Raw genomic sequence first — 21,547 nt, 5'->3', positions numbered from 1 at the left:
TCACTCGCCTTACGTCGGAAACGGTTGCATCCACGGAATGAACCTCCGATGAACAGAGGCTATGCATGATTGCCGAATTAATCCTTTGCGCCTCACTGACCGCTGTCGACGGCGACACCGTGAAATGCGACGGCCAGAACATGCGACTGCTGGGGGAAGGCATTCCGTATGTTTCTGGCATCGACACGCCGGAGATCGGATCGCACGCGAAGTGCCTCAAGGAACGGAAGCTGGCGCTGATCGCCAAGGGCAGGCTGAAAGAGCTTCTGGCTGAAAAGGGCTTGCGAGTGATGTTCAGCGGCGCGGTGGACCGTACGCCGTCTCATCGCCCACTCGTCAACATCTATCGAGCGAATGGGGAAGAGATCGGGAAGAAGCTACTGCAGGAAGGCGTCGCGCGACCCTGGAGCTCGAAGGAACGGAATGACTGGTGTGACTAAGTGGAGCCACAGGCCTTTCGTCCGCCACCGTACGAGAACCGCGAAACGACGATCAGGTTAGCTCATTGGATTCGGCCACGCGCTGAAGATCGATCCGGAAACCGTGAGGCGACGCTTTTGCCGCGAGTTGGATATCGGCGCCGCGAAGCTCGAAGCAGCTCTTATCGGCCTTCTTCTCCGCCTTGCCGGTGGCAAGGGCGCTATCGCTCTCCGGGCGGTCATCTTCCTACTTCGGTCCCGCTTCGGCTGGTCAGAATACGCTCCGCCACGCGACTGAGGCGCACCCAATGCAGAAGTACGGCTAGTTTCGCGCTGTTTGGATCACGCCGCGCTTTTGGGTGTACCAAATCCGGAATCCATTCCGGCAGTCGACGAATGCCGTGAGCTCGCCGCTGCTATAGGTTTTGTCGGAAAAGTCCGACATTTCCACTGTATCACACCGATTATCCCAGGCAGCCTCCATAGCGGCGGCGCGCCTTAGGTCTTGAAGCTCGCCAGCTACCCGGACGGCTCCGAGGTATAGGAAGAGCTTGGGATAGTTCTTCTCGTCGTACGGCTGCAAATCAACGGTTTGCACCTTATATGCCACGCTTTCGGGTGTCGGCTTCTGGCGTTCCCGCCCGCCCCCGCCGAAGAACCATGTCGCAGCAACTATCAACGCAGCCAACATCAGTAACTTCTGCATTTCGCCCTCCCGAATTGTCCCCAATGGCAATCGATCCCTGCCGCGCCTAATATCCGTCCGTGGGAGCCTCAACCCAATACCGGATGGAGTCTGCCGCGCGTTTTCGCGCGGGTCTCGTGGCTGCGTGCTACTGGCCGCAGCCAATGATCGTTCCGAGTGTGGTGATTGTGCAAGAATTGCCTTCGCTATCCTTGCTGTGCACACCCGACGAATCAGACCAGCTTTTTACGGAGTAGCTGTTCCCGTCGCTGTCCCGGCTAATAATTTCTTGACCGCCGCCTGAGAAGGTCCGCGTTTCGGTGCCAACCGAATAGGAATTGCCCTCAGTGTCGTATGATCGGATATGCAAATTACCTTGGTGTAGCTATCAGTGCAAACCCGGTATTCTCCATCACCGATGCACTCGGTCTTCGCTAACGCAGGCAACGACGCGATACCGAAGAACAGAGCAATCGCTACGTGCGCGACAACAACTTGCCCCATGTCAACCTCCCACGCCGTTATGGCAAAAGCGACAGACCTTTGCCTCAGCTTTAATGATCTCCGCGCAGTGGATGCACTTTTTCATTCCGCTTTCGAGCGCCTGTATTCGAGTGCACTGGTATCCGAACTCATGAGCAGCGCATGGGGGAGCGCGACGATGAATATCGCCGCTCCATAGAACCACCAAAGCACGAAGGAACGCCCCTTCGATTGTGCAATGGCAGCCGGCAACAAGCCGATAATCACGGCAATTATCAAAACTTCCATTTCTGCATCCCCTTCTCCCCGTAGATGCAGCGTGGCAGAATGCACGCGGAAATCAAACCTATCCGATGGGAGTAGGGCGGCGCAGGCCGCCCCCGATTAGCCCCGCTGAAAGAAATTCGAGCCTCAAGCTAGAAGGGCCGGACAGACCCCACGTCTGGTCGTCACCTCACGACAGAGATATTCGACGGGTATCGAAGCCACCGGCCGGCTCGTCCCTTGGGTCAACGGGATCGTCGGTGCAACACTTGAGGCCCGCCAAATCTTTCAATGTGACGCCGCACCTCAGTCTAGGGCGGTGATGGTGCCCCCCGTTTTCCCGAACCGTTGCGTCCTCATGTTGGACACGACCGTTAGGCTGTCGCCTTTCAGCGACCATTTTGTACTTTTGCTCATCATGTCTTCGTTGCATTTGTTTATCCAACGGAATGCGACTGCGTCGCCATCGATACGGCAATCATAGCTGTTCCCGGAAGCGCTCCGAAGGCGTACCCAGCCAGATTCTAATTCACTCACGGTAGGTGCAGAATTGAGGAAAAAATAGGTCATTCCACCCGCCACGCATATCTCGGCGTTCGACCAAGCTGCTGGTTGTGCCAGCGCAGGTGGGGCCGTTGCGATTAGTAATAGACCTGCAATCAATGTTCGCATTTGATCCCTCGATATAGCTAGAGAACGCATCGAGCACACCGCGCGCCGCTAATGTCGTGATAACCGATTCGCTGAGAGCATGGCTGGGGATAGTTCGGAGGTCTTCGCGTTCTCGCGATGCGGGTTGGCGGATGGGATGGTCGAACCCACGGTACGGTTCCCCGCACGACGGTTTTCAAGACCGGAGCCTTAACCCCTCGGCCACCCTTGGGCACGATACCGCTTTTTGATAGATGTTCGCCGTGCGCCAACGCGGATACGATCTTGCGCGCGACATGGCGGAGATGGGGCATGCGTCAGGGCGATCCGCAGAAAAAATCGGTGCTGTTCAGGGCGCCGGGTTTGGTCATGGGCGCGGTCGCGGGCCGGCGGCTGGACCGCTAGCGACATGCTGGCCTCATGGAGCGCTCCTGGCGGCTCCGGTCAATCGTGCCGGATCAAGGGCAATATCAGCATCAACACCGGCGAGCGCATCTTCCACGTGCCGGGGCAGCGACGCTACGCAGAGACGAAGATCAGCCTCCAGTATGGCGAACGATGGTTCTGCTCGGAGTTTGAAGCTTGGGCCGCCGGCTGGCGGAAATCGAAGTCGTGAGGCTTTGGCATCGGACATGATGCTGGAAATGGACTTGCCCGAAGATGACCTCGGCAAGCTCACCGAAGTTTCTGAGTGCCGCCCAAAGAGATGGCCCCACGACGCGGCCTTCAGTGCGGAGCATCTTCCCCCGGCCTTTTCCACGAAGCGCGCTGGCGGCCCTGTGAGAGGCAAGGCGAGCATCAGCGCCGGATAGACAGGTTCCAGAAATTCACAGAGCAGATCGAGGTATGATGGAGGTCACGGGCGGCTTTGACGATCGCTTTTGGCCTGAGCCCACCTAAACCCGCTCCATGTATATTCTGCCGTCAGGAGAAAAAATAAAAACCGGTAGAATGCATACTTCTGGCTCTCAGTCTCTTTGCCGCGAAACAAGCCGTACCTGGCGGAACAAGCCGAGGACGCAAAGGATGCTCCAGCCGATAAAAAAATGAGCACACTCTGTGAGATGCAAGAGCCTACAACGATAAATGCGACGAAATCGCCCGGTATATCGTCAGCTGTTTTTCGGGATCTTCATTGAAATTATTTCACCTAAAACTTCCTTGGAAGCTAGCAGTTATAGAGAGCAGGTCAGCTTCCTACAGTACAGACTTAATTTGCGGATGGATAAGCAAGTCGAAGCCGCAGGGAGCGATGCGGATCGGAGGACGGCGTTCTTTTCGAGGAGGCGGGCATTGAGGAAGGATCGCACAACTCCGAAGGTTAAAAAAGAGAGGGACGGCCGGGGTTTAGGCGAGCCGGCATGTCGCACACATGTCGCACGGAGCCGCCGTCAACAAATGAGAACCGTTGTAAACATTGAGAAATTTCTTGCAGTAGATGCGACGTGAAATCGGCAGCAAGAAGCAGCGACGATGACCGTAACGCTTTGTTTGTATTGGAAAAATTTTTGGCTGGGGAACCTGGATTCGAACCAAGATCGACGGAGTCAGAGTCCGCTGTTCTACCATTGAACTATTCCCCAGCAAGCGAACCGGCGGGCGGTTCGGCTGGTGTGCGGCGCTTATAAACAAAAGCCCGGCAATTGCAAATACCTGTTTTGAAAAAAATCGGGCTTCTCAGGCGAGGGGCGAAACTCTTTCGCAAAGCCCTCTATCAAAAAAGAATTTGGTGATTTTGGCGGGCGCTGATATCCTTGCGGCAACGAAAAAATCAAACGAGCGCCTGCTGCATATCCCAGGGACTTGCGCGGCGTGGTGGAAAACAACGTGGAAGACCCCGAAGGCGGTGCGAAGCCGCAATATGACGGGGCGACGGCGGCAGGGCGCAGGGACGGCAAGAAGTCCAGGCGTCGCAAGGGCAAGCGCGGCGGGCAGACCCGCAGCGTCGCCCATCCCGCTTCGCATGAGTTCCCCGGCAGTGCCGGGCAGCCTGCGCGCCCGATGGACGATGCGGCCGGACATCCGGCTCGCAAGCGAAAGCGCCGCCGTCGCGGCGGTCAAGGCGCTTCGCAGGATAGTTCAGTTCAAAACCAGAAGGTGGAACAGGACGCGGCAGTCAATGCCGCCCGGCCCGGCAGCGAACAACAGGCATCGAGCCGGCGCAACCGCCGGAAGCATCGCGGCAAGCGCGGGCTGCAGGGCCGGCCGCTGTCGTCGGCAAAGCCTTCCCATGTCCCTCTGCAGGAAATCCGCCTTGAAGAGTCGGCGCGCAGCGCCGTCCCGCGCGAGATGCAGAACGGCGCGGCCGACGGCCGCAAAGGACGCCAGGAGAGCAACGGTCGCCAAGGGGATCGTCACGCCGGCGAGCATGCATGGCCGGAAGAACTCTATGCCGCGCTCGATCTCGGCACCAATAATTGCCGTCTGCTCATTGCCCAGCCGACCCGGCCGGGTCAGTTCCGCGTCGTCGATGCCTTTTCCCGCATCGTACGCCTCGGCGAGGGCCTTGCCGCCAGCGGCCGTCTTTCCGACGAGGCGATGGAAAGGGCGATCGAGGCGCTGAGGATCTGCGCCGGCAAGCTCAAGAACCGGGAGATCCGCCGCATGCGGCTGATTGCCACCGAAGCCTGCCGGCAGGCGGTCAACGGCGCAGAGTTCCTCGGCCGCGTCGTCGCCGAAACCGGCCTGGAGCTTGAGATCATCGACCGGGAGACCGAGGCACGGCTCGCGGTCTCCGGCTGCTCCTCGCTCGTTAGCCGCGAGACCCGTTCCGTCGTCCTCTTCGATATTGGCGGTGGCTCATCGGAGATCGCCGTCATCCGTATCGGCGATAGTCGCTTCAGCCGGCTGGCCAATCACATCACCCACTGGACCTCGCTGCCGGTCGGCGTCGTGACCCTGTCGGAGCGTCACGGCGGTCGCGACGTCACACCGGAACTTTTCGAGGGCATGGTGCGAGAGGTCGAAGCCATGCTCGGACGCTTCGATTGCCCGGAGATCGAGATCTTTGGGACCGGCGATTTTCACCTGATCGGCACGTCGGGCACGGTGACGACACTTGCCGGCGTCCATCTCGACCTGCCGCGCTATGACCGGCGCAAGGTCGATGGCATCTGGCTGTCGGATGACGAGGTCTCCGCCATGCAAGCAAAGCTTCTCTCCTGGGATTTCGAAAGCCGTGCGGCCAATCCCTGCATCGGGCCGGACCGCGCCGATCTCGTGCTTGCCGGCTGCGCCATTCTCGAGGCGATCCGCCGCCGCTGGCCGAGCCCGCGCATGCGCGTTGCCGATCGCGGCTTGAGGGAAGGCCTGCTCACCGACATGATGGCCGACGACGGCGTGTGGCGGCGAAACCGCAACCGCCGCGGCCAGCGGGCGAAATAAGGGGAAGGGCATGACGAAGGCACCGATCGCGGGAAATCGCACCGGCCGCAAGCTCGGCCAGCGCGTCAAGAACAAGAAGATGAAGGCATCCTCCCGCCAATGGCTGCAACGCCACATCAACGATCCCTATGTGCAGCGCGCCCAACTCGAAGGCTACCGCGCCCGCGCCGCCTTCAAGCTGTTGGAGATCGACGAGAAATACCACATCCTGCGCGGCGCCAGGCGCATCATCGATCTGGGGGCAGCGCCGGGCAGCTGGTCACAGATCGCCGCCAAGGTCACTGGCTCGACGGATGAGGACGTGCGTGTGGCTGCGATCGATTTCCTCGAAATGGCCCAGCTTCCCGGCGTCAAGATCCTGCAGCTCGACTTCCTCGATCCCAGTGCGCCGGAAAAGCTGATGGAGGCTGTCGGCGGCACGCCCGATCTCGTCATTTCCGATATGGCCGCGCCGACCACGGGCCACCACCGCACCGATCATCTGCGCACCATGCATCTCTGTGAGGTGGCTGCCCATTTCGCTATCGAAGTGCTGGAGGAGGGCGGGCATTTTCTCACCAAGACTTTCCAGGGCGGCACCGAGCGTGATCTGCTCGCCATGCTGAAGCAGAACTTTCGCCAGGTCGTCCATGTCAAGCCGAACTCGTCGCGCGCCGAATCGGTGGAAATGTTCCTGCTGGCCAAGGGCTTCAAAGGGCGGAAGGTGGAAGCTGAATAGCAAGCTTGATCTTCGGGCCACTCTTGTCCGATGATGGCGATCCTAATTGGATCCGGATGGCAGTTCCAGGCACGGGTAGTTGCTAGCCGCGCTCGATTAACGGTGTCTCGCATGCAAGCGATACCGATCAGAGATCAAATCAACCTACACCTCAGCCGTGTCTTTCTGCCGATCAGCTTGATCCGTGCGTCGCATCGTTGATCATTGTGGAAATTGGGTTACGGCGATTCGGAATTCTGTTGTCTGAATACCGCATTGGATAAGGTTATGGATTGCGCCCCCGGCTTGACAGCAGACATCACGATCCGTAGCGAGGCAGGACCGATACGATCAGGCCGGCAAAATGAAATATTTCAAACAACTCATGATAGAAGTGCTTTATCCCGGGAATAAGGCTGCAAGTGCACACGACCGAAACAACGGCATTGCGGTCTTTCTCTTTTCAATCGTTCCAGGACTTTCGCCGAACTTTAACTCCTTCATCCTCCTCGCGTCGATGCTGTGGGGCGCCTACTCCCTGGCGACAGGCCGCCTTGCCATGAACCTGTCGAGATCCGACCGGTTGGTTGCCGTCGGTATGTCGATATACCCGTTAGTGATGATCGCGAGCATGTTCATCAATCCCCCTTACTCCGAAGAATTGCACTGGATACTCCGGCTCCTGCCCTTCTTTTCGATCTGGCTGGTATTGCCGCGGATGCGCCAATCTCCCGATGGCCGTCTCGTGCCGCTCTTCATCCTCGGCGCAGGGATCGGCATGATCGTTACTTTTCTGCTCAGTCTTCTGCAGATTGCATTTCTTATGGACCGGGCGGAGGGCGGGACTACGAACGCTGCGCTGCTCGGGATCATAGGCATTCTCTTCGGCGGCATTGCGCTCCTCAACCTTCAATCTCCCAAAAGCATGGAGCAAAGGATTGCGATTTTGGGATACGCCGCGGGTATCGGTTGCGTTCTGCTGTCGGGAACGCGTTCGGCCTGGCTGGTTATTCCCGTCCATCTCGTCATCTTTCTCTGGTATTTTCGCAAACATGACTTCCATCTGAGCCTGCGCAGCCTCGCCATCACAGGCTCCCTGCTATTGGTGGGCCTTATTGCCTTAGGCAGCGGCCCGGTCCTTCATCGCATCGAAGCGCTGCGAGGGGATCTGCCATCGCTGGAACGCACCGACGGTGAGATCACTTCGCTGAGTGCGCGGTTCGCTTTGTACAAAGGTGCACTATCGGCAATCAGTAAGGACCCGTTGACTGGTTACGGCCCGCAAAACCGGATGGCTTCGGTTCTGGCGGAGTTGCCTGATAACATAAGGCCAAAACTGTCCTTCACGCATGTCCACAACGGTTTTCTGACCGCGGGAATTGATGCCGGCGTTTTCGGCATCGCGGCGCTTTCGCTGATGCTGCTCACACCAGTGATCGGCGCGTGGAGAAAAAAAGCCGGGCCGGGCCGCGATCTGGCGATTGCGCTCGCTCTTCTGCTCTTCAGCAGCTACGTCATAACCGGTAGCTTTGGCATCATGTTTAACCAGAAGGCTCTCGATCCGATCTTCGCCTATATGGTCGCCCTGATCTGCACGGATCGAGGCAGCATACGCTTTGCGCCCGTTGTTTCGAGCTGACGGTCCTGCACATCGGCGGCGGCTTGCAAAGGGCTTCAAAGGCCGCAAGGCGGAAGCTGGCGCAGAGCAAGCTTGATCTCGGGGCGATCCCGGCCGATGATGATTCCATGCTTCTTTACGTCACGCTCGGAACCAACGACCTCGACCGCGCAGGGCATTTTTACGATGCCGTTTTGCCCGTGCTCGGCTATCGTCGCCAGCATTTTTCGCAGGAGGAGATCGGCTATTCCGCGCCAGGCGATACGCGCTGCCGCTTCTGGGTGGTGACGCCCTTCAATCGCCACCGGGCAACTGCGGGCAACGGCGCCATGGTCGCATTCACCGCCGAAACGCGGGCAGCCGTCGATGCCTTCCATGCGGCGGCAATCGCGGCAGGCGCCGCCGATGAAGGCGGGCCGGGTCTGCGCTCCTACCATGCCCATTTCTATGCCGCCTATGTCCGCGATCTCGACGGCAACAAACTCTCTGCCGTCTGCGAGAGCTCTGAATAGGGAGCTCATTTCACTGCTTGCTGCTCGGCCTCGATCGCAGATGCCGCCAGGCGTCTCGAGCGGTGGCCGGACACGAGCGCGCCGGCGCTGCGATCCATCCGGATGAAGGGAATGGTCGCAATCACCGTCAGTCCGGCAATGATGTAGAAAGCCAGGTGGAAATCAGCGACATCAAGCGCCTCGCCCCTGATATAGATCGAGGTCTCCAATATTGCGGCCGCCACCGCGACGCCGAGCGCCAGGCTGACCTGCTGCATGACGGAGCTCATCGATGTCGCCTGGCTGGCTTCAGCATCATCGATATCGGCGAAGGCAAGCGCATTGACGCCGGTGAACATGAAGGAGCGGGAGAAACCGCCCAAGAGCAGCACGCCGATGATGACGAGGTGCGGCGTTGCCGGCGTGAAGAGGCCGGTGATGACGGTCACAAGGGTCGTCACCATGGCGGCGCCGATCAGCGTCGTGCGAAAGCCGGTGGCGGCGAAAACGCGTTTGGCCATGAACTTCGTGGTGATCGCCCCGATCGCCCCGGCAAAGGTGATGAGGCCGGATTGGAACGGCGTCAGCCCGAAGCCGAGCTGCAGCATCAGCGGTGTCAGGAACGGCATGGCGCCGACGCAAATTCGAAAGAGATTGCCGCCCATGGTCGAAGCCCGGAACGTCGGATTTTTGAACAGGTTGAGGTTGAGGATCGGCGCCGGGTGGCGCTTCGCATGGCTGATGTAGAGGACGCCGCAGGCAAGGCCGATCAAGGTCGCGGTGATGCCGATGATCGGCGGCAGGGCCGGCAGGCTGACCACCGACAGGCCGAAGACGACACCCGCGGCCGAAAACGAGGTAAGCACGAAGCCGGTGAAATCGAGCTTCGGCGGCGCCATCGCTTCCACCTCCGGCAGGAAGATCGTTGCAAGCCAGATGCCGATGATGCCGACCGGCACGTTGATCAGGAAGATCCAATGCCAACTGAAATAGGTGGTGATGAAGCCGCCGAGCGGCGGGCCGGTGAGCGGGCCGACAAGGGCGGGAATGGTGAGCAGCGCCATGGCCGAGACGAGGTCGCTGCGCTGCGTGGTGCGCACCAGGACGAGACGGCCGACCGGCGTCATCATCGCGCCGCCCATGCCCTGCAGGAAGCGGGCGACGACGAATTCTCCGAGATTGGAGGAGACGGCGCAGAAGATCGAGCCGATGACGAAGACTGAGATGGCGAGGCGAAAGATCTTCTTGGCGCCGAATCTGTCGGCCATCCAGCCGCTGACCGGGATGAACACCGCCAGCGCCACCATGTAGGAGGTCAGCGCCAGCTTCAGCGTGATCGGTCCGACATGCAGGTCGGCGGCGATTGCCGGCAGCGCCGTCGAAATCACGGTGGAGTCCATCTGCTCCATGAAGAGAGCGACGGCAAGGATCAGCGGGACGATGCGGTTCATAGGCGGGAGCCGTGATAGGCTGCGGATTGGAGCAGGAAAGGCATTTGCTGTGTAGACCCACTTCCTGGACCTGCCAATCCTTCAATCCGCTTCGATGGCACGTTTGGTTCACGTCTGCGTGAGATGGCTTGCCCGGCAACCTTCCCTATCAAGAATGACCTATGTTCACCTCGCCCGGGCGGGAATCCGGGCGGGCATATCGTCGAGGCAGCGCAATGACACCGCGCGTCGGGAGTGGATATGGCAATTCCAACGCCAATAAAGCGGCGCACGTTTTTGCCGCAGGGTTCGGGCTGCTGGCGGCGCCGGTGATTTCAAGAGAGAAGGCGGCCGCGGCCGCGACTGGAGAAAGCAACAATATGAATGCAGTGCCTTTGCCCGAGATCGATCAATTCAAGCTCGGTTCCTATAAATTCACCGTGGTGCGCGATGGCATCAACATCTCCGAAAAACCCTATGAAACCTACGGCACCAATCAGGATCCCGAAACGGTCAAGGCATTGCTGACCGCAAACTTCCTGCCGCCCGACAAGATCCTGAGCGGCTATTCGCCTGCCCTCATCGATACCGGCTCGGATGTCATTCTTGTCGATACCGGCTTCGGTGCGTCAGGGCGGGCGCGTGGCGCCGGCCGGCTTGCCGAAGGCCTGAAAGCTGCAGGATACTCGGCGGACGATGTCACCCTCGTGGCGCTCACCCATCTGCACGGCGACCATATCGGCGGCCTGATGGAAAATGGCGCAGCCGCCTTCAAGAATGCCCGCTATGTCATCGGCCAGGCCGAATATGATTTCTGGTCGAACAAATCACGCGAAGGCACGCCCGCCGAAGGCGGCCACAAGGCCGTGCTCGCCAACGTGACGCCGCTCGTCGAAAAAGCCACCTTCATCAAGGATGGCGACGGCGTTGCGGCCGGCATGACGGCGATGCTGGCCGCCGGTCACAGCCCGGGCCATATGGTGTTCCATGTGGAATCCGAGGGCAAGCGCCTGGTGCTGACCGGCGATACGGCCAACCACTATATTCTGTCGCTGCTGCGCCCGAATTGGGAAGTGCGCTTCGATATGGACAAGGCGCAGGCGGCAGCCAGCCGCCGCAAGGTTTTCGACATGATCGCCACCGACAAGATCGCCTTCCTCGGCTATCACATGCCATTCCCCGCTGTCGGTTTCGCCGAACCGCAGGATGGCGGCTATCGCTTCGTGCCGAAGACCTATCAGTTCGATATTTGATCTACCGCATGTCGCCCGGAAGTGTGCAGCGGTTCCGGGATAACGACATGCGTAAAAACAAAAAGCTAAAGCGCATCGCATGAATGAGGTTTGACGCGATGCGCCTTACAGCGCCGCGCGTCTTATCAGACGCGCAAAGGACGCTGTAACACTTAGAATCTACGCATCGTGCTTTCCGAAATCGATTCCGATTTTCGGGCCGATGCGGTGGATGCATGGCTCCCATGACGAGCCCGGCGGCCACGCCGGGCTTTTTGCTATTTCCTTCCTGTCATAGACGTGTTACCAGCCCTCGCCAACTTCCAAGCAACTCATGCACACCGCCGGTGCGGACGATTCGTTTCCGGGACGGGTTGCATTTTCTTAACTGAAGGAATTTGGCCATGGCCCGCATCATTGAAACGGCAACCGGCGCGGACGCGCTTACCTTCGACGACGTGCTGCTGCAGCCCGGCCATTCCGAGGTCATGCCCGGCCAGACGAATATCGCAACCCGCATCGCTCGCGACTTCGATCTCAACATCCCGATCCTCTCTTCGGCCATGGATACCGTCACCGAAAGCCGGCTGGCGATCGCCATGGCCCAGGCCGGCGGCCTCGGCGTCATCCATCGCAACCTGACGCCGATCGAGCAGGCCGAAGAGGTCCGCCAGGTGAAGAAGTTCGAAAGCGGTATGGTCGTCAATCCGGTCACCATCGGCCCGGAGGCGAAGCTTGCCGAAGCGCTGTCCCTGATGAAGTCGCACGGCATCTCCGGCATCCCGGTCGTCGAGAAGTCCGGCCGCCTCGTCGGCATCCTCACCAACCGCGACGTCCGCTTCGCCTCTGATCCGGAGCAGAAGATCCATGAGCTGATGACCAAGGACAATCTGGTCACCGTCAAGGAAAACGTCGATCAGCAGGAAGCCAAGCGCCTGCTGCACTCGCATCGCATCGAGAAGCTGCTGGTTGTCGACCCGGAAGGCCGCTGTGTCGGTCTCATCACCGTCAAGGATATCGAGAAGTCGCAGTTGAACCCGAACGCCTCCAAGGATGCGCAGGGCAGGCTTCGCGCCGCCGCCGCCATCAGCGTCGGCGATGACGGCTTTGAGCGGGCCGAACGGCTGATCGAGGCCGGCGTCGACCTTCTGGTCGTCGATACCGCCCATGGCCATTCGCAGCGCGTCCTCGATGCCGTTGCCCGCGTCAAGAAGCTGTCCAACTCGGTCAGGATCATGGCCGGCAACGTCGCCACCTATGACGGCACCAGGGCGCTGATCGACGCGGGTGCCGATGCCGTCAAAGTCGGCATCGGCCCGGGCTCGATCTGCACGACGCGCATCGTCGCCGGCGTCGGCGTTCCCCAGCTCGCCGCCATCATGTCGGCAGTCGAGGCCGCGCGCGATCAGGACGTGCCCGTCATCGCCGATGGCGGCATCAAATTTTCCGGCGACCTGGCCAAGGCGATTGCCGCCGGCGCTTCCGCCGTCATGATCGGCTCGCTGCTGGCCGGCACCGATGAGAGCCCCGGCGAGGTCTATCTCTACCAGGGCCGCTCCTTCAAAGCCTATCGCGGCATGGGCTCCGTCGGCGCCATGGCCCGCGGCTCGGCCGACCGCTATTTCCAGGCGGAGGTGCGCGACACGCTGAAGCTCGTGCCGGAAGGAATCGAGGGCCAGGTGCCCTACAAGGGGCCGGTAGCGGCAGTCGTCCACCAGCTCGCCGGCGGCCTCAAGGCGGCCATGGGCTATGTCGGCGGCAAGGATCTGAAGGATTTCCAGGAGCGCGCCACCTTCGTGCGCATCTCCGGCGCCGGTCTTCGCGAAAGCCACGCCCATGACGTGACGATCACCCGCGAGAGCCCGAATTATCCGGGCGCCGGCCTCTGATCATGAAGGCGGGCAGCGCAATTCCCCTCTGGGTCGTCGCGCTGCTCGCCGCCCTCTGCCTTGCCGTGCTCGCCTGGACGACCTTCGGCTTCGTCGTGCCCTTCAAGCACGAAACCGGGCAAGCGGTGCTCGACACCTATTTCGCCGGTTACGACGAATCGGCCGTCTTCCACATGCAGAAGCTGCTCGACGAGAACGAGACGGCAGCCAAATTGCTCAACGCCATGTATTTCGGGCCGGAGCTGATCTTTCCGGCATTGCTGACGGCGCTGCTGTTCCTTGTTTTCCTCAGGCTTGGCCCTGTCGGCTCGTGGTTCGGCCGGTCGCTTCATCCGCTCGCTGCCAAGGCAATCTATCTGCTGCCTTTCATCTACGGCATCTCCGACTACGGCGAGAACATTTCCAGCCTGATCGCCTTTGACAACGGCGCGTCTGAAGGTCTTGCGATGCACCTGCTGCCGTGGATGACGCGGTTGAAATTCGCAAGCCTCGCTATCTGCTTCATCGTTGCCGCTCGGCTTGCCATTGCCCGTTGGCTGTCGCCGCGCGAAGGCTGAGGGCGCTTGCGCCGTCTGTCTCTGCGATTTAAGGCCGCGTGGTATCCGGTTCCGCTTTCGGCTATTGCTCGAAAGATTGCAAATGCGGAAAGGACTTAAGGCCCATATGACCGCCTATCAAATCTTCTGGCCACTCCTCGCCCATGTGGCCCTGGTCTATGGTATTTATGCGCTTCTGGGCACGCGGCGCGCGAAAATGGTCCGCGCCGGCAAGATAGAGCAATCGGAGTATCGCGAAAATCGTGACGAACCCGCCGAAAGCCTTGTGGTCAAGAACTGCCTCGCCAACCAGTTCGAATTGCCTGTGCTCTTCTACGCCTGCTGTGTTCTTCTCTATGTCACCGAAGCAGACAATCTTGTCTCCGTCTGCCTCGCCTGGACCTTCGTCATCCTGCGTTATGCTCATGCCGTCATTCACGTCACCAGCAATGATCTCCGCTACCGCAGCCCAATCTTCGCTGCCGGTTATCTGGTGCTTGCAGCCATGTGGGGTTGGCTCGCAATCTGGATGGCGGTGGGCTGACGCTGATGTGCGCAGGCAGCAGCTCACTGGATTTTACAACTAGTCGACGTTTTTCGCGTGCAAGTCAATCAGAGCAATGTGGTCTAGAAGCCTGATTTTCCAGACGGTTGCCGATCGTTAAAATGTGAGCGTTTCCATTTACCGCTGATGAAGGCCTGCATGTCATATCCGCTCGACGCGGTGGTGGCAGATAGCCTCCGCTGCGAAACAATAAGAATGGGAACGACATGGGCGCGGAAAGCATGGATCGCATCGGCTTGCGCAGGAAGCCGAAGCAGGAGCGTAGCATCCAGAGGCTGGATCTTATCCTCGCTGCCGCCGCCAGAATCATCGCCCAAAAAGGCGTCAGCGCCATGCGGATGACGGAACTCGCGGTCGCCGCCAAGGTGCCGATCGGCTCGGTTTACCAATACTTCCCGGAGAAGGCGGCGATCGTCAAAGCCCTGTTCGACCAGCACGCTTCGGCGATCCAGGCGAAGACGGCGGCGATGTTCAGCGACGTGCAGTCACTCGACCAGGCCATCGATCTCGTCTGCGCCACCATCGACTGGTATTACGAATCCTATCGCGGCGATCCCGTGTATCTCGGCGTCTGGATGGGAACGGAGACCGATCAGGATCTGCTTCGGCTGAATATCGAGCACAGCGGTCGCGTCGCCGGTATCTTTGATGACGCTGTACGCAGATTGGCTCCCGACCTCTGCGACGAGGAAATGTTCGCGCGCACTTACCTTTTCAGCCACCTGATCGGCGCCGTCGTCCGGCTTGCCGCCGTCAGCGAAGAGACGGTAGCGCGGCGCATGCTCGGCGAGTGGAAACGCGTCATCCGCGCTTCCCTTTTCGCCACGAGCGTGCCGAGCGCCGCATAGAGCCTTCCTACCAGCTCGGCACCATATTGGCAGCCTTCAGCCGCGGATAAAGGCGCGCCTGGGCGGATTTGACATCCGCGTCCAGACCGTCGTCGACGACAGCCGGCGTGATGTTGTCGAGGCAGGCAGTGATATGGGCCGTGATTGCGTTCATCAGCGACAGCGAGACGCCCGGCCGTTTCATGATGCCGATCTGCACCGGCGGCAGCGCCGGAAAACCGTCGGCCTGGCTCAGCACCTTCATGCCCGTCCGCAGCGCCGATTCCGGCATGACCGAGACCGCCATCCCGGCAAGGACGGCCGCGGCGACGACGGTGCAGGACCAACTGGTGAACAGGATCTGGTGCTCGCGGCCGACGGCATCGAGCGCCGAGCAGGCGAGCTGGCGCCACTGGCAGTCGCGGCGGCCAACGGCAAGCGGCACCGGCGCGTCGTCGCGGATCGGATGGTTGGCCGAGCCGACCCAGCAGAGCGGCTCGGTTCTCACCACATCGGACATGCGCTCGCGCGGATTGTGGGTGACGAGCGCGATATCAAGTTCGCCCTTGTGCATACGCTCGGCCAGATCCACCGAGGGCTCGCAGACGATGTAAAGCTCGACATTCGGATGGGTCTTGGCGAAGCGGCCGATGATATCGGGCATGTAGCGATCGGCGTAATCGTCCGGCGTGCCGATGCGCAGCGTCCCCTCCAGCCTATTGTCGTCAAAGGCGGCGATCGCCTCATTGTTGAGGCGGATGATGCGCCGGGCGTAGTTGAGCAGTTTTTCGCCCTCGACGGTCAACCGGTTGCCGCGGCCGTCCTTGATGAACAGCTGCTTGCCGATGCGCTCTTCGAGACGGCGCATCTGCATGGAGACGGCGGATTGGGTCTTGTAAACCCTGTCGGCGGCCTTGGTGAAGCTGCCGGAATCGACGATGGCGATGAAAGTCTGCAACTGGTCGAGATCAAGAGGCGCGGACATGGGGTCACCTATAAAGATAGCTGATGATAATCATTAGAAACATTCGTTGGACTGATCAATAGGTCTTTGGCATCTTCGGGATGCAAATCAAAGCAAAGTGAAGGACAGACACCCTGCCTGTTCAAGCGGAATTCAGCTTGCTCCTTCTCGCACGACCTCGCGGGAGGGGTGGGTTGCTTTGCGCGCAGATCTGAAACGTTACAGCGCCCTTTCCACGTCTGAAGGACGCGCGGCGCTGTACAGAAAGGAGAGTTCAATGCGCATGACAGACCAGACACTCGAACTCGATTGCGACAAGCCGACCCCGACGTTTTCCCAGCGTCTGGCGGCAGGTCTCGCACCGTTGGCCTCTCTCTTTCGCGTGTTCCGCAATCGCATCGAGATCAACGCGCTGCATGATCTGAACGACACGCAGCTGAGAGATATCGGCCTCACCAGGGCCGATCTGACCTCCGCGTTCCTGGCGTCGACCTTCTTCGAGGACCCGTCGGAACATCTGACGCGCTCGGCGCGCAATCGCTGGCGCCTGTCGCTCTTCCGCTCCTACCAGGAGTAGGAGCGTCGAGTTTCCCCGCAGGGTGATAGCCAATAGCCCTGCCGCTTGACCCGGTGATCGGCTTTCCCAGCCATCGCCGGGTCTTTTTATGTCTTGGTGTCAGGCGAAGGCTTCGGCCGATAGGTTTCGAAAATCGCCTCCAGATTCCTCTGGTAGCTCTTCTGCACTTCCAGTCCGCTGTCGAACATGGCGTTCAGTATCTCGCCATAGCTCTCGGCCGCGACTTTCGCCTCTTCCTTCGGCGCTGCCTGCGTCTTGGCTGCCGGCTTTTGAGCCGCCGGCTGCTGGCCAAGTCCACCCATCATCTCCTGGAAGGCCTTGGCAAAGGGATTGTCGAGGAAGGGGTTCGGCTGAGGTGTCGGCTGAGCCTTCGGCAGCGAAAACATCTGCTGCATCGCCTGCGTGAAGGGATTGTCGAAGATGCTGGGCTGCGCGGCCTTCGGTTTCGGCGGGAAGCCGGTACTCTCCAGCCATTGCTGGATGGTCTCGGCCATCGCCGTATTGACGAAGGGGTTGACCGGCGAAGCCATCTGGCCGGTCGTCTGTTTGAAGAGCCCGCCCATCAGCGTATCGGCCAACACCGGCAGCATCTGTTTGTAGATGTCCTGTCCAATGCCGGTCATCTGCGCGGCTTGGGCGGCGACCGCGCGCGAAACCTCCTTGGAGCCGAAAAGCTGGGCAAGGATATTGTTGCCGTCAGAAATGCCCTCCGGCGTGAAAGCCCGGCTCATATCCTCGAAATATCGCGCGTAGTTGCCGGAGGCAACGGCCTGCATCAGTCCGACGAAATCGTAAGGATTGTTGGTGCTGCGCTTCAGGCCGGCGGAAAAGGCCGGCATCAGCGCCGCCATGGCCTTGGTCGCCTGTTCCTGCGCCAGGTTGAATTGCCGGGCGACGGCCTCCATCGCGGCGCCGTTCTGCGCCTGCATCATCATGTCGAAGAGTGGCAGCATGGAGGTCCCTTTCCCCGAGTCGTGACGCGTTGTAACGCCACTATATCCGGAAATGGTAATGTGCAAACGGCTTTTTGCCAGAAGAGCTTAGGACGGTCTCAGTACTGATAGTCCTCGAAGACCGGTTCGACGGAACCCTGCCAGCGACCGTGATAGAGCGACAGCAGATCCTCGGCGAGCGTCGCCTTCTTGGCAAGCACCTCGTCGAGCGGCGCAAGGAAGATGCTCTCGTCCTGGCCTTCGCCGTTGAGCTTGCCGCGCGCTTTGAGGCCGGCCTTCGATATGGCGACCACCTCGCGGGCCATCTCGAGCAGCGCGTGCCCGCGAAATTCAGCCTGCAACCCTTCGGCCGGAACGGCGTTGCGCAGGGCGCTGACCTCGGCAAAGCTCCAATCCTTCGTCAGCTCGTCGGCGGCCTCGAGGGCCGCATCTTCATAGAGCAGGCCGACCCAGAAGGCCGGCAAGGCGCAGATGCGCCGCCACGGGCCGCCGTCGGCGCCGCGCATTTCGAGGAAACGCTTCAGCCGCACATCGGGGAAGAGCGTCGAAAGATGATTGGTCCAGTCTCCCATCGTCGGCGAGGGATCGGCGACCTCGCCCTTCAAGGCGCCGTTCATGAACTGGCGGAAGGTCACATGCGTGCAGTCGTGATAGCGCCCGTTGCGGACGATGAAATACATCGGCACGTCGAGCGCCCATTCGGCGTAGTCGCGGAAACCGAAGTCAGCGCGGAAGGTGAAGTCGAGCAAGCCGGAGCGCCGGTTGTCGACATCGCGCCAGATATCGCCGCGCCAGGAAAGCAAACCGTTCGGCTTGCCTTCGGTGAAGGGCGAGGAGGCAAAGAGCGCGGTCGCCAGCGATTGCAGCTTCATGGAGACACGCATCTTCTTGCGCATGTCGTCTTCCGAGGAGAAATCGAGATTCACCTGGATCGTGCAGGTGCGATACATCATGTCGAGGCCCTTGGTGCCGACCTTCGGCATGTAGCGGGTCATGATCTCGTAGCGTGATTTCGGCATTTGCGGCGTTTCGGCGTAGGTCCATTTCGGGCTGCCGCCGATGCCGAGGAAACGGATGCCCATTGGTTCGGCGATCTCGCGCAGCGTCGCCAGGTGCTGGTTCGATTCCTTGCAGGTCTGATGGATCGTTTCCAGCGGCGCGCCGGAGAGTTCGAACTGACCGCCTGGTTCGATCGAGATCGCGCCCATGCCGTTCTGTTCGGCAAGGCCGATGATGTTGCTGCCGTCCAGGATCGGCTCCCAGCCGCTCTTTTTCTGCAGGCCGGTGAGCAGGGCCGAGATGCTGGCATCGCCGAAGTAGGGAACCGGGCTGTTGTCGGCGCGGAAGAAGGCGAACTTCTCATGTTCGGTGCCGATCCGGAAGCGCTCCCGCGGCTTGTTGCCCGCGGCGATGTAATCGGTCAATTCCTGAACCGAAGAGAGCGGGGTCTGGTCGGTAGTGTCGCGGGCCATGCGGGGTACCTGTATTCAAAAGGCGCCCAGGGGGCCGGGCAATTGGAAGGTGATTAGGACCCAAGCCACGTATGTTGCAAGTGAAATTCTTTCAACGACGCATCAAAAAAACAGCAGTGATTTCCGCGTCAACCGTTTTCCCGCTCACGTCCAGTCGCCGATCGCCGCCTGGACCACCGCCAGCGCCGCAACGGCCGCCGTATCGGCCCTGAGGATGCGCGGCCCGAGCGGAATGGCGGTGACGAAATCGAGGCTTCGAAGCCGCGCCCGCTCGTCTTCCGAAAAGCCGCCTTCCGGCCCGACGAGCAGAGCGAGATGCCTTTCCTGGATGGCTGCCAGCACCGGCAGCGGGTTTTGCCCGGCATCACCCTCGTCGCAATAGATGATGCGCCGCTCGCTCGGCCAGCGGTCGAGCAGATCGGAAAGTCTCACCGGTTCGGCCACATCAGGGATGCCGAGAACGCCGCATTGCTCCGCCGCCTCGACAACATTGGCGCGCAGCTTGTCGAGATTGGTGATTTTGCCCTGCACGTGCTGGGTCATGACAGGCTGCAGCAGGCCTGCTCCCATTTCGACCGCCTTCTGCACGAGATAATCCATGCGCCCGACTTTGAGCGGCGCGAAGAGATAATGCAGATCGCAAGGCGCCGGCTGTGGCCGCGTCTGCTCGGTTGCCGTCAGCTGGATGCGTTTGCGCGTGGGGAAGGAGAGGGAGGCCTTCCACTCGCCGTCACGGCCGTTGAAGAGCAGGATCTCCGCAGCGTTCTCCATCCTCAGCACATTGGCGAGATAGTTGAACTGTTCGGCATTCGCCTCCACGACGGCGCCGCTGGAAAGCGGCGCGTCGACGAAAAGCCGTTGCATGCGGAAATTGGCGCGCATTTGAAAAACCTGAGGTTTCAGACAAAGAGCGCGAACATAACCCAATAAATCATCGCCGCAAGCGCTGCCGAAACCGGCACGGTGATGATCCAGGCCGCGATGATCGTCATGAAATGCGAGCGGCGCACGAGATAGCGCCGCCGCCTTTCATGAATGTTCGGCTCCTCCGGTTCATCCAGTTCCCAGCTGTCGGCCTTGCGCCTGATATAAGCGATGCGGCGCTTGGAACGGCGAGTGTACCATTCGCGGAAGAAGCCGACGCCGAAGACCGCGCCGACGGCGATATGCGTGGTGCTGACCGGCAGGCCAAGCCAGGAGGCGGCGATGACGGTGAAAGCGGTCGAGAGAGCCACGCAATAGGCGCGCATCGGGTTGAGCTTGGTGATCTCCTCGCCGACGAGGCGGATGAGGCGCGGCCCGAAGAGCAGCAGGCCGACGGAGATGCCGAAGGCGCCGATCAGCAGCACCCAGGGCGGTGGATGGCCGACGCCGCCGTCGCCGCCGATACCGACCGAATGGACGATTGCTGAAAGCGGCCCAACCGCGTTCGAAACATCATTTGCGCCATGCGCAAAAGAAAGCAGTGCCGCCGAGCCGATCAGCGGCAGCCGGAACAGCACCCGCAGTGAGCTGTTGCGGTTTTCGAGATCCCGCGCTTGCGCGAGAACAAGTGGCCGAGCGGCAAGCCAACTTACCAGCCCAATGCCGATGCCGATCAGAATGACGGTGAGGGGCGGAAATCTGCCGACCGGCGACAGCTGCAGCACCATATAGGCCATGAAGCCGCCGGCCATGACGGCCACCAGCACCGGCACCCAGCGCTGTGCCGCCGCGACCTTGTCGTCGCGATAGATGATGAGTGTCTTGACGAGATAGAGCAGGCCGGCCGCGATCAGCCCGCCGATCAATGGCGAAGTGATCCAGCTTGAGGTGATCTCAAACATCACCCCCCAGTTCACCGGCTCCGGCCCCACAGCTGAGATGCCGGCGCCGATCACCGCCCCGACGATCGCATGCGTGGTGGAAACCGGCGCATTCATCCAAGTTGCAAGGTTGATCCAGAGGGCCGCGGCCATCAGCGCCGCCATCATGATCCAGCCAAGCGCTGCCTGCGGCAGCTGGACGGTATCGACGATGTTTGAAGAGATCGTCTTGACCACTTCGCCGCCGGCGATCGTTGCCCCCAGGACCTCGAAGATCGCAGCAATGACAAGCGCCTGGCCCATCGTCATGGCGCGTGCACCGACGGCCGCACCGACATTGTTGGTCACGTCGTTGGCGCCGATATTCAGCGCCATGTAGCCGGCAAGGGCCGCTGCCGCCACGACGAGCACGGCTCCCGGCCGGTCGAAGACGTAGACGCCTGCAAAAAGCATGACGAGGCCGACGAAAATCAGCCCGAGCCCAGGCGCCACCAGCCGTCGCGCAACATGCTTTGCCGCGTCCTCGACATAGGTGATCTTATCGAGGTCCTTGTCGAGCGTGCGTTTCGTCAGAACTGCGGGACGGGGCGGCATTCTTTTTCCTG

Annotated in this window: 18 protein-coding genes, 2 tRNA genes and 2 pseudogenes; 12 read left to right on the top strand and 10 right to left on the bottom strand. The window is 60.6% G+C overall.

What is annotated here, in order from left to right; genetic code table 11:
* Nucleotides 1–65 precede the first annotated feature (65 nt).
* Nucleotides 66–440 (top strand): thermonuclease family protein, encoded by a 375-nt coding sequence (locus GGD53_RS09550; RefSeq protein ID WP_184455276.1) that lies wholly within the window; start codon nucleotides 66–68, stop codon nucleotides 438–440.
* 301 nt (nucleotides 441–741) lie between these two features.
* On the opposite strand, the gene GGD53_RS09545 is transcribed toward GGD53_RS09550, so the two are convergent.
* The 3 genes from GGD53_RS09545 to GGD53_RS09535 form a co-directional block, all read right to left on the bottom strand.
* Nucleotides 742–1,125: a hypothetical protein gene (locus GGD53_RS09545; protein ID WP_184455274.1), complete on the bottom strand. Its 384-nt coding sequence runs from the start codon at nucleotides 1,123–1,125 to the stop codon at nucleotides 742–744.
* Nucleotides 1,126–1,689: 564 nt separating this feature from the next.
* The gene (locus GGD53_RS09540; protein ID WP_210303142.1) at nucleotides 1,690–1,875 is read right to left on the bottom strand and encodes a hypothetical protein; all 186 of its coding nucleotides are present in this window, start codon (nucleotides 1,873–1,875) and stop codon (nucleotides 1,690–1,692) included.
* Nucleotides 1,876–2,649: 774 nt separating this feature from the next.
* Nucleotides 2,650–2,732: transfer RNA gene (locus GGD53_RS09535), tRNA-Ser, on the bottom strand.
* Nucleotides 2,733–2,756: 24 nt separating this feature from the next.
* On the opposite strand from GGD53_RS09535, the pseudogene GGD53_RS09530 reads away from it, so the two are divergent.
* Nucleotides 2,757–3,118: pseudogene (locus GGD53_RS09530) on the top strand (succinoglycan biosynthesis protein exoi).
* A gap of 893 nt (nucleotides 3,119–4,011) precedes the next feature.
* Here GGD53_RS09530 and GGD53_RS09525 read toward each other — a convergent pair.
* Nucleotides 4,012–4,085: transfer RNA gene (locus GGD53_RS09525), tRNA-Gln, on the bottom strand.
* Nucleotides 4,086–4,329: 244 nt separating this feature from the next.
* Between GGD53_RS09525 and GGD53_RS09520 the strand changes: the two genes are divergently transcribed.
* The 4 genes from GGD53_RS09520 (at nucleotide 4,330) to GGD53_RS09505 (ending at nucleotide 8,713) form a co-directional block, all read left to right on the top strand.
* Nucleotides 4,330–5,886 carry an exopolyphosphatase gene (locus tag GGD53_RS09520; RefSeq protein ID WP_184455272.1) on the top strand — a complete coding sequence of 519 codons (1,557 nt, stop codon included), beginning with the start codon at nucleotides 4,330–4,332 and terminating at the stop codon, nucleotides 5,884–5,886.
* Nucleotides 5,887–5,896: 10 nt separating this feature from the next.
* Complete coding sequence (locus GGD53_RS09515; RefSeq protein ID WP_184455270.1) at nucleotides 5,897–6,604, top strand: RlmE family RNA methyltransferase; 708 nt, start codon at nucleotides 5,897–5,899, stop codon at nucleotides 6,602–6,604.
* 343 nt (nucleotides 6,605–6,947) lie between these two features.
* Nucleotides 6,948–8,222: an O-antigen ligase family protein gene (locus GGD53_RS09510; protein WP_184455268.1), complete on the top strand. Its 1,275-nt coding sequence runs from the start codon at nucleotides 6,948–6,950 to the stop codon at nucleotides 8,220–8,222.
* A gap of 107 nt (nucleotides 8,223–8,329) precedes the next feature.
* Entirely contained in the window at nucleotides 8,330–8,713 is a 384-nt protein-coding gene (locus tag GGD53_RS09505) for a VOC family protein (protein WP_184455679.1), read from the top strand.
* 5 nt (nucleotides 8,714–8,718) lie between these two features.
* Here GGD53_RS09505 and GGD53_RS09500 read toward each other — a convergent pair whose 3' ends face one another.
* Nucleotides 8,719–10,143: a DHA2 family efflux MFS transporter permease subunit gene (locus GGD53_RS09500; protein ID WP_184455266.1), complete on the bottom strand. Its 1,425-nt coding sequence runs from the start codon at nucleotides 10,141–10,143 to the stop codon at nucleotides 8,719–8,721.
* 240 nt (nucleotides 10,144–10,383) lie between these two features.
* Between GGD53_RS09500 and GGD53_RS09495 the strand changes: the two are divergent.
* The 5 genes and pseudogenes from GGD53_RS09495 (at nucleotide 10,384) to GGD53_RS09475 (ending at nucleotide 15,192) form a co-directional block, all read left to right on the top strand.
* Nucleotides 10,384–11,375, top strand: a pseudogene (locus GGD53_RS09495) (MBL fold metallo-hydrolase).
* 383 nt (nucleotides 11,376–11,758) lie between these two features.
* Nucleotides 11,759–13,243 carry an IMP dehydrogenase gene (gene guaB, locus GGD53_RS09490; protein ID WP_184455262.1) on the top strand — a complete coding sequence of 495 codons (1,485 nt, stop codon included), beginning with the start codon at nucleotides 11,759–11,761 and terminating at the stop codon, nucleotides 13,241–13,243.
* A gap of 2 nt (nucleotides 13,244–13,245) precedes the next feature.
* Nucleotides 13,246–13,800 carry a hypothetical protein gene (locus GGD53_RS09485; protein WP_184455260.1) on the top strand — a complete coding sequence of 185 codons (555 nt, stop codon included), beginning with the start codon at nucleotides 13,246–13,248 and terminating at the stop codon, nucleotides 13,798–13,800.
* A 106-nt stretch (nucleotides 13,801–13,906) separates the two neighbouring features.
* A complete protein-coding gene (locus GGD53_RS09480) occupies nucleotides 13,907–14,323 on the top strand; it encodes an MAPEG family protein (RefSeq protein WP_184455258.1) in 417 nt (138 codons plus the stop codon).
* 227 nt (nucleotides 14,324–14,550) lie between these two features.
* Nucleotides 14,551–15,192, top strand: a complete 642-nt coding sequence (locus GGD53_RS09475; protein ID WP_184455256.1) for a TetR family transcriptional regulator — start codon at nucleotides 14,551–14,553, stop codon at nucleotides 15,190–15,192.
* A gap of 7 nt (nucleotides 15,193–15,199) precedes the next feature.
* Here the strand turns inward: GGD53_RS09475 and GGD53_RS09470 are convergent, their stop codons facing one another.
* Complete coding sequence (locus tag GGD53_RS09470) at nucleotides 15,200–16,156, bottom strand: LysR substrate-binding domain-containing protein (RefSeq protein WP_184455254.1); 957 nt, start codon at nucleotides 16,154–16,156, stop codon at nucleotides 15,200–15,202.
* 256 nt (nucleotides 16,157–16,412) lie between these two features.
* On the opposite strand from GGD53_RS09470, the gene GGD53_RS09465 reads away from it, so the two are divergent.
* Entirely contained in the window at nucleotides 16,413–16,712 is a 300-nt protein-coding gene (locus GGD53_RS09465; RefSeq protein WP_184455252.1) for a DUF1127 domain-containing protein, read from the top strand.
* An 86-nt stretch (nucleotides 16,713–16,798) separates the two neighbouring features.
* Here the strand turns inward: GGD53_RS09465 and GGD53_RS09460 are convergent, their stop codons facing one another.
* The 4 genes from GGD53_RS09460 to GGD53_RS09445 form a co-directional block, all read right to left on the bottom strand.
* On the bottom strand, nucleotides 16,799–17,665 hold the full coding sequence (locus tag GGD53_RS09460; RefSeq protein ID WP_184455250.1) for a DUF937 domain-containing protein: 867 nt from the start codon (nucleotides 17,663–17,665) through the stop codon (nucleotides 16,799–16,801).
* Between the two features lie 98 nt (nucleotides 17,666–17,763).
* Nucleotides 17,764–19,137, bottom strand: a complete 1,374-nt coding sequence (locus tag GGD53_RS09455; RefSeq protein ID WP_184455248.1) for a glutamate--cysteine ligase — start codon at nucleotides 19,135–19,137, stop codon at nucleotides 17,764–17,766.
* Between the two features lie 144 nt (nucleotides 19,138–19,281).
* Nucleotides 19,282–20,019, bottom strand: a complete 738-nt coding sequence (locus GGD53_RS09450; protein WP_184455246.1) for a 16S rRNA (uracil(1498)-N(3))-methyltransferase — start codon at nucleotides 20,017–20,019, stop codon at nucleotides 19,282–19,284.
* 17 nt (nucleotides 20,020–20,036) lie between these two features.
* Nucleotides 20,037–21,536: an inorganic phosphate transporter gene (locus GGD53_RS09445; RefSeq protein WP_184455244.1), complete on the bottom strand. Its 1,500-nt coding sequence runs from the start codon at nucleotides 21,534–21,536 to the stop codon at nucleotides 20,037–20,039.
* Nucleotides 21,537–21,547 lie beyond the last annotated feature (11 nt).

It is taken from the genome of Rhizobium aethiopicum, from assembly GCF_014197535.1.
Taxonomy (GTDB): domain Bacteria; phylum Pseudomonadota; class Alphaproteobacteria; order Rhizobiales; family Rhizobiaceae; genus Rhizobium; species Rhizobium aethiopicum_A.
The sequence above is the reverse complement of the archived record's forward strand: the minus strand, read 5'-3'. Positions and strand labels throughout refer to the sequence as shown.

Coding starts and splice junctions, on each gene's coding strand:
- GGD53_RS09550 (WP_184455276.1), top strand. CDS start 66: ATGATTGCCGAATTAATCCTTTGCGCCTCACTGACCGCTGTCGACGGC.
- GGD53_RS09545 (WP_184455274.1), bottom strand. CDS start 1,125: ATGCAGAAGTTACTGATGTTGGCTGCGTTGATAGTTGCTGCGACATGG.
- GGD53_RS09540 (WP_210303142.1), bottom strand. CDS start 1,875: ATGGAAGTTTTGATAATTGCCGTGATTATCGGCTTGTTGCCGGCTGCC.
- GGD53_RS09515 (WP_184455270.1), top strand. CDS start 5,897: ATGACGAAGGCACCGATCGCGGGAAATCGCACCGGCCGCAAGCTCGGC.
- GGD53_RS09510 (WP_184455268.1), top strand. CDS start 6,948: ATGAAATATTTCAAACAACTCATGATAGAAGTGCTTTATCCCGGGAAT.
- GGD53_RS09505 (WP_184455679.1), top strand. CDS start 8,330: ATGCTTCTTTACGTCACGCTCGGAACCAACGACCTCGACCGCGCAGGG.
- GGD53_RS09500 (WP_184455266.1), bottom strand. CDS start 10,143: ATGAACCGCATCGTCCCGCTGATCCTTGCCGTCGCTCTCTTCATGGAG.
- guaB (WP_184455262.1), top strand. CDS start 11,759: ATGGCCCGCATCATTGAAACGGCAACCGGCGCGGACGCGCTTACCTTC.
- GGD53_RS09485 (WP_184455260.1), top strand. CDS start 13,246: ATGAAGGCGGGCAGCGCAATTCCCCTCTGGGTCGTCGCGCTGCTCGCC.
- GGD53_RS09480 (WP_184455258.1), top strand. CDS start 13,907: ATGACCGCCTATCAAATCTTCTGGCCACTCCTCGCCCATGTGGCCCTG.
- GGD53_RS09475 (WP_184455256.1), top strand. CDS start 14,551: ATGGGCGCGGAAAGCATGGATCGCATCGGCTTGCGCAGGAAGCCGAAG.
- GGD53_RS09470 (WP_184455254.1), bottom strand. CDS start 16,156: ATGTCCGCGCCTCTTGATCTCGACCAGTTGCAGACTTTCATCGCCATC.
- GGD53_RS09465 (WP_184455252.1), top strand. CDS start 16,413: ATGCGCATGACAGACCAGACACTCGAACTCGATTGCGACAAGCCGACC.
- GGD53_RS09460 (WP_184455250.1), bottom strand. CDS start 17,665: ATGCTGCCACTCTTCGACATGATGATGCAGGCGCAGAACGGCGCCGCG.
- GGD53_RS09455 (WP_184455248.1), bottom strand. CDS start 19,137: ATGGCCCGCGACACTACCGACCAGACCCCGCTCTCTTCGGTTCAGGAA.
- GGD53_RS09450 (WP_184455246.1), bottom strand. CDS start 20,019: ATGCGCGCCAATTTCCGCATGCAACGGCTTTTCGTCGACGCGCCGCTT.
- GGD53_RS09445 (WP_184455244.1), bottom strand. CDS start 21,536: ATGCCGCCCCGTCCCGCAGTTCTGACGAAACGCACGCTCGACAAGGAC.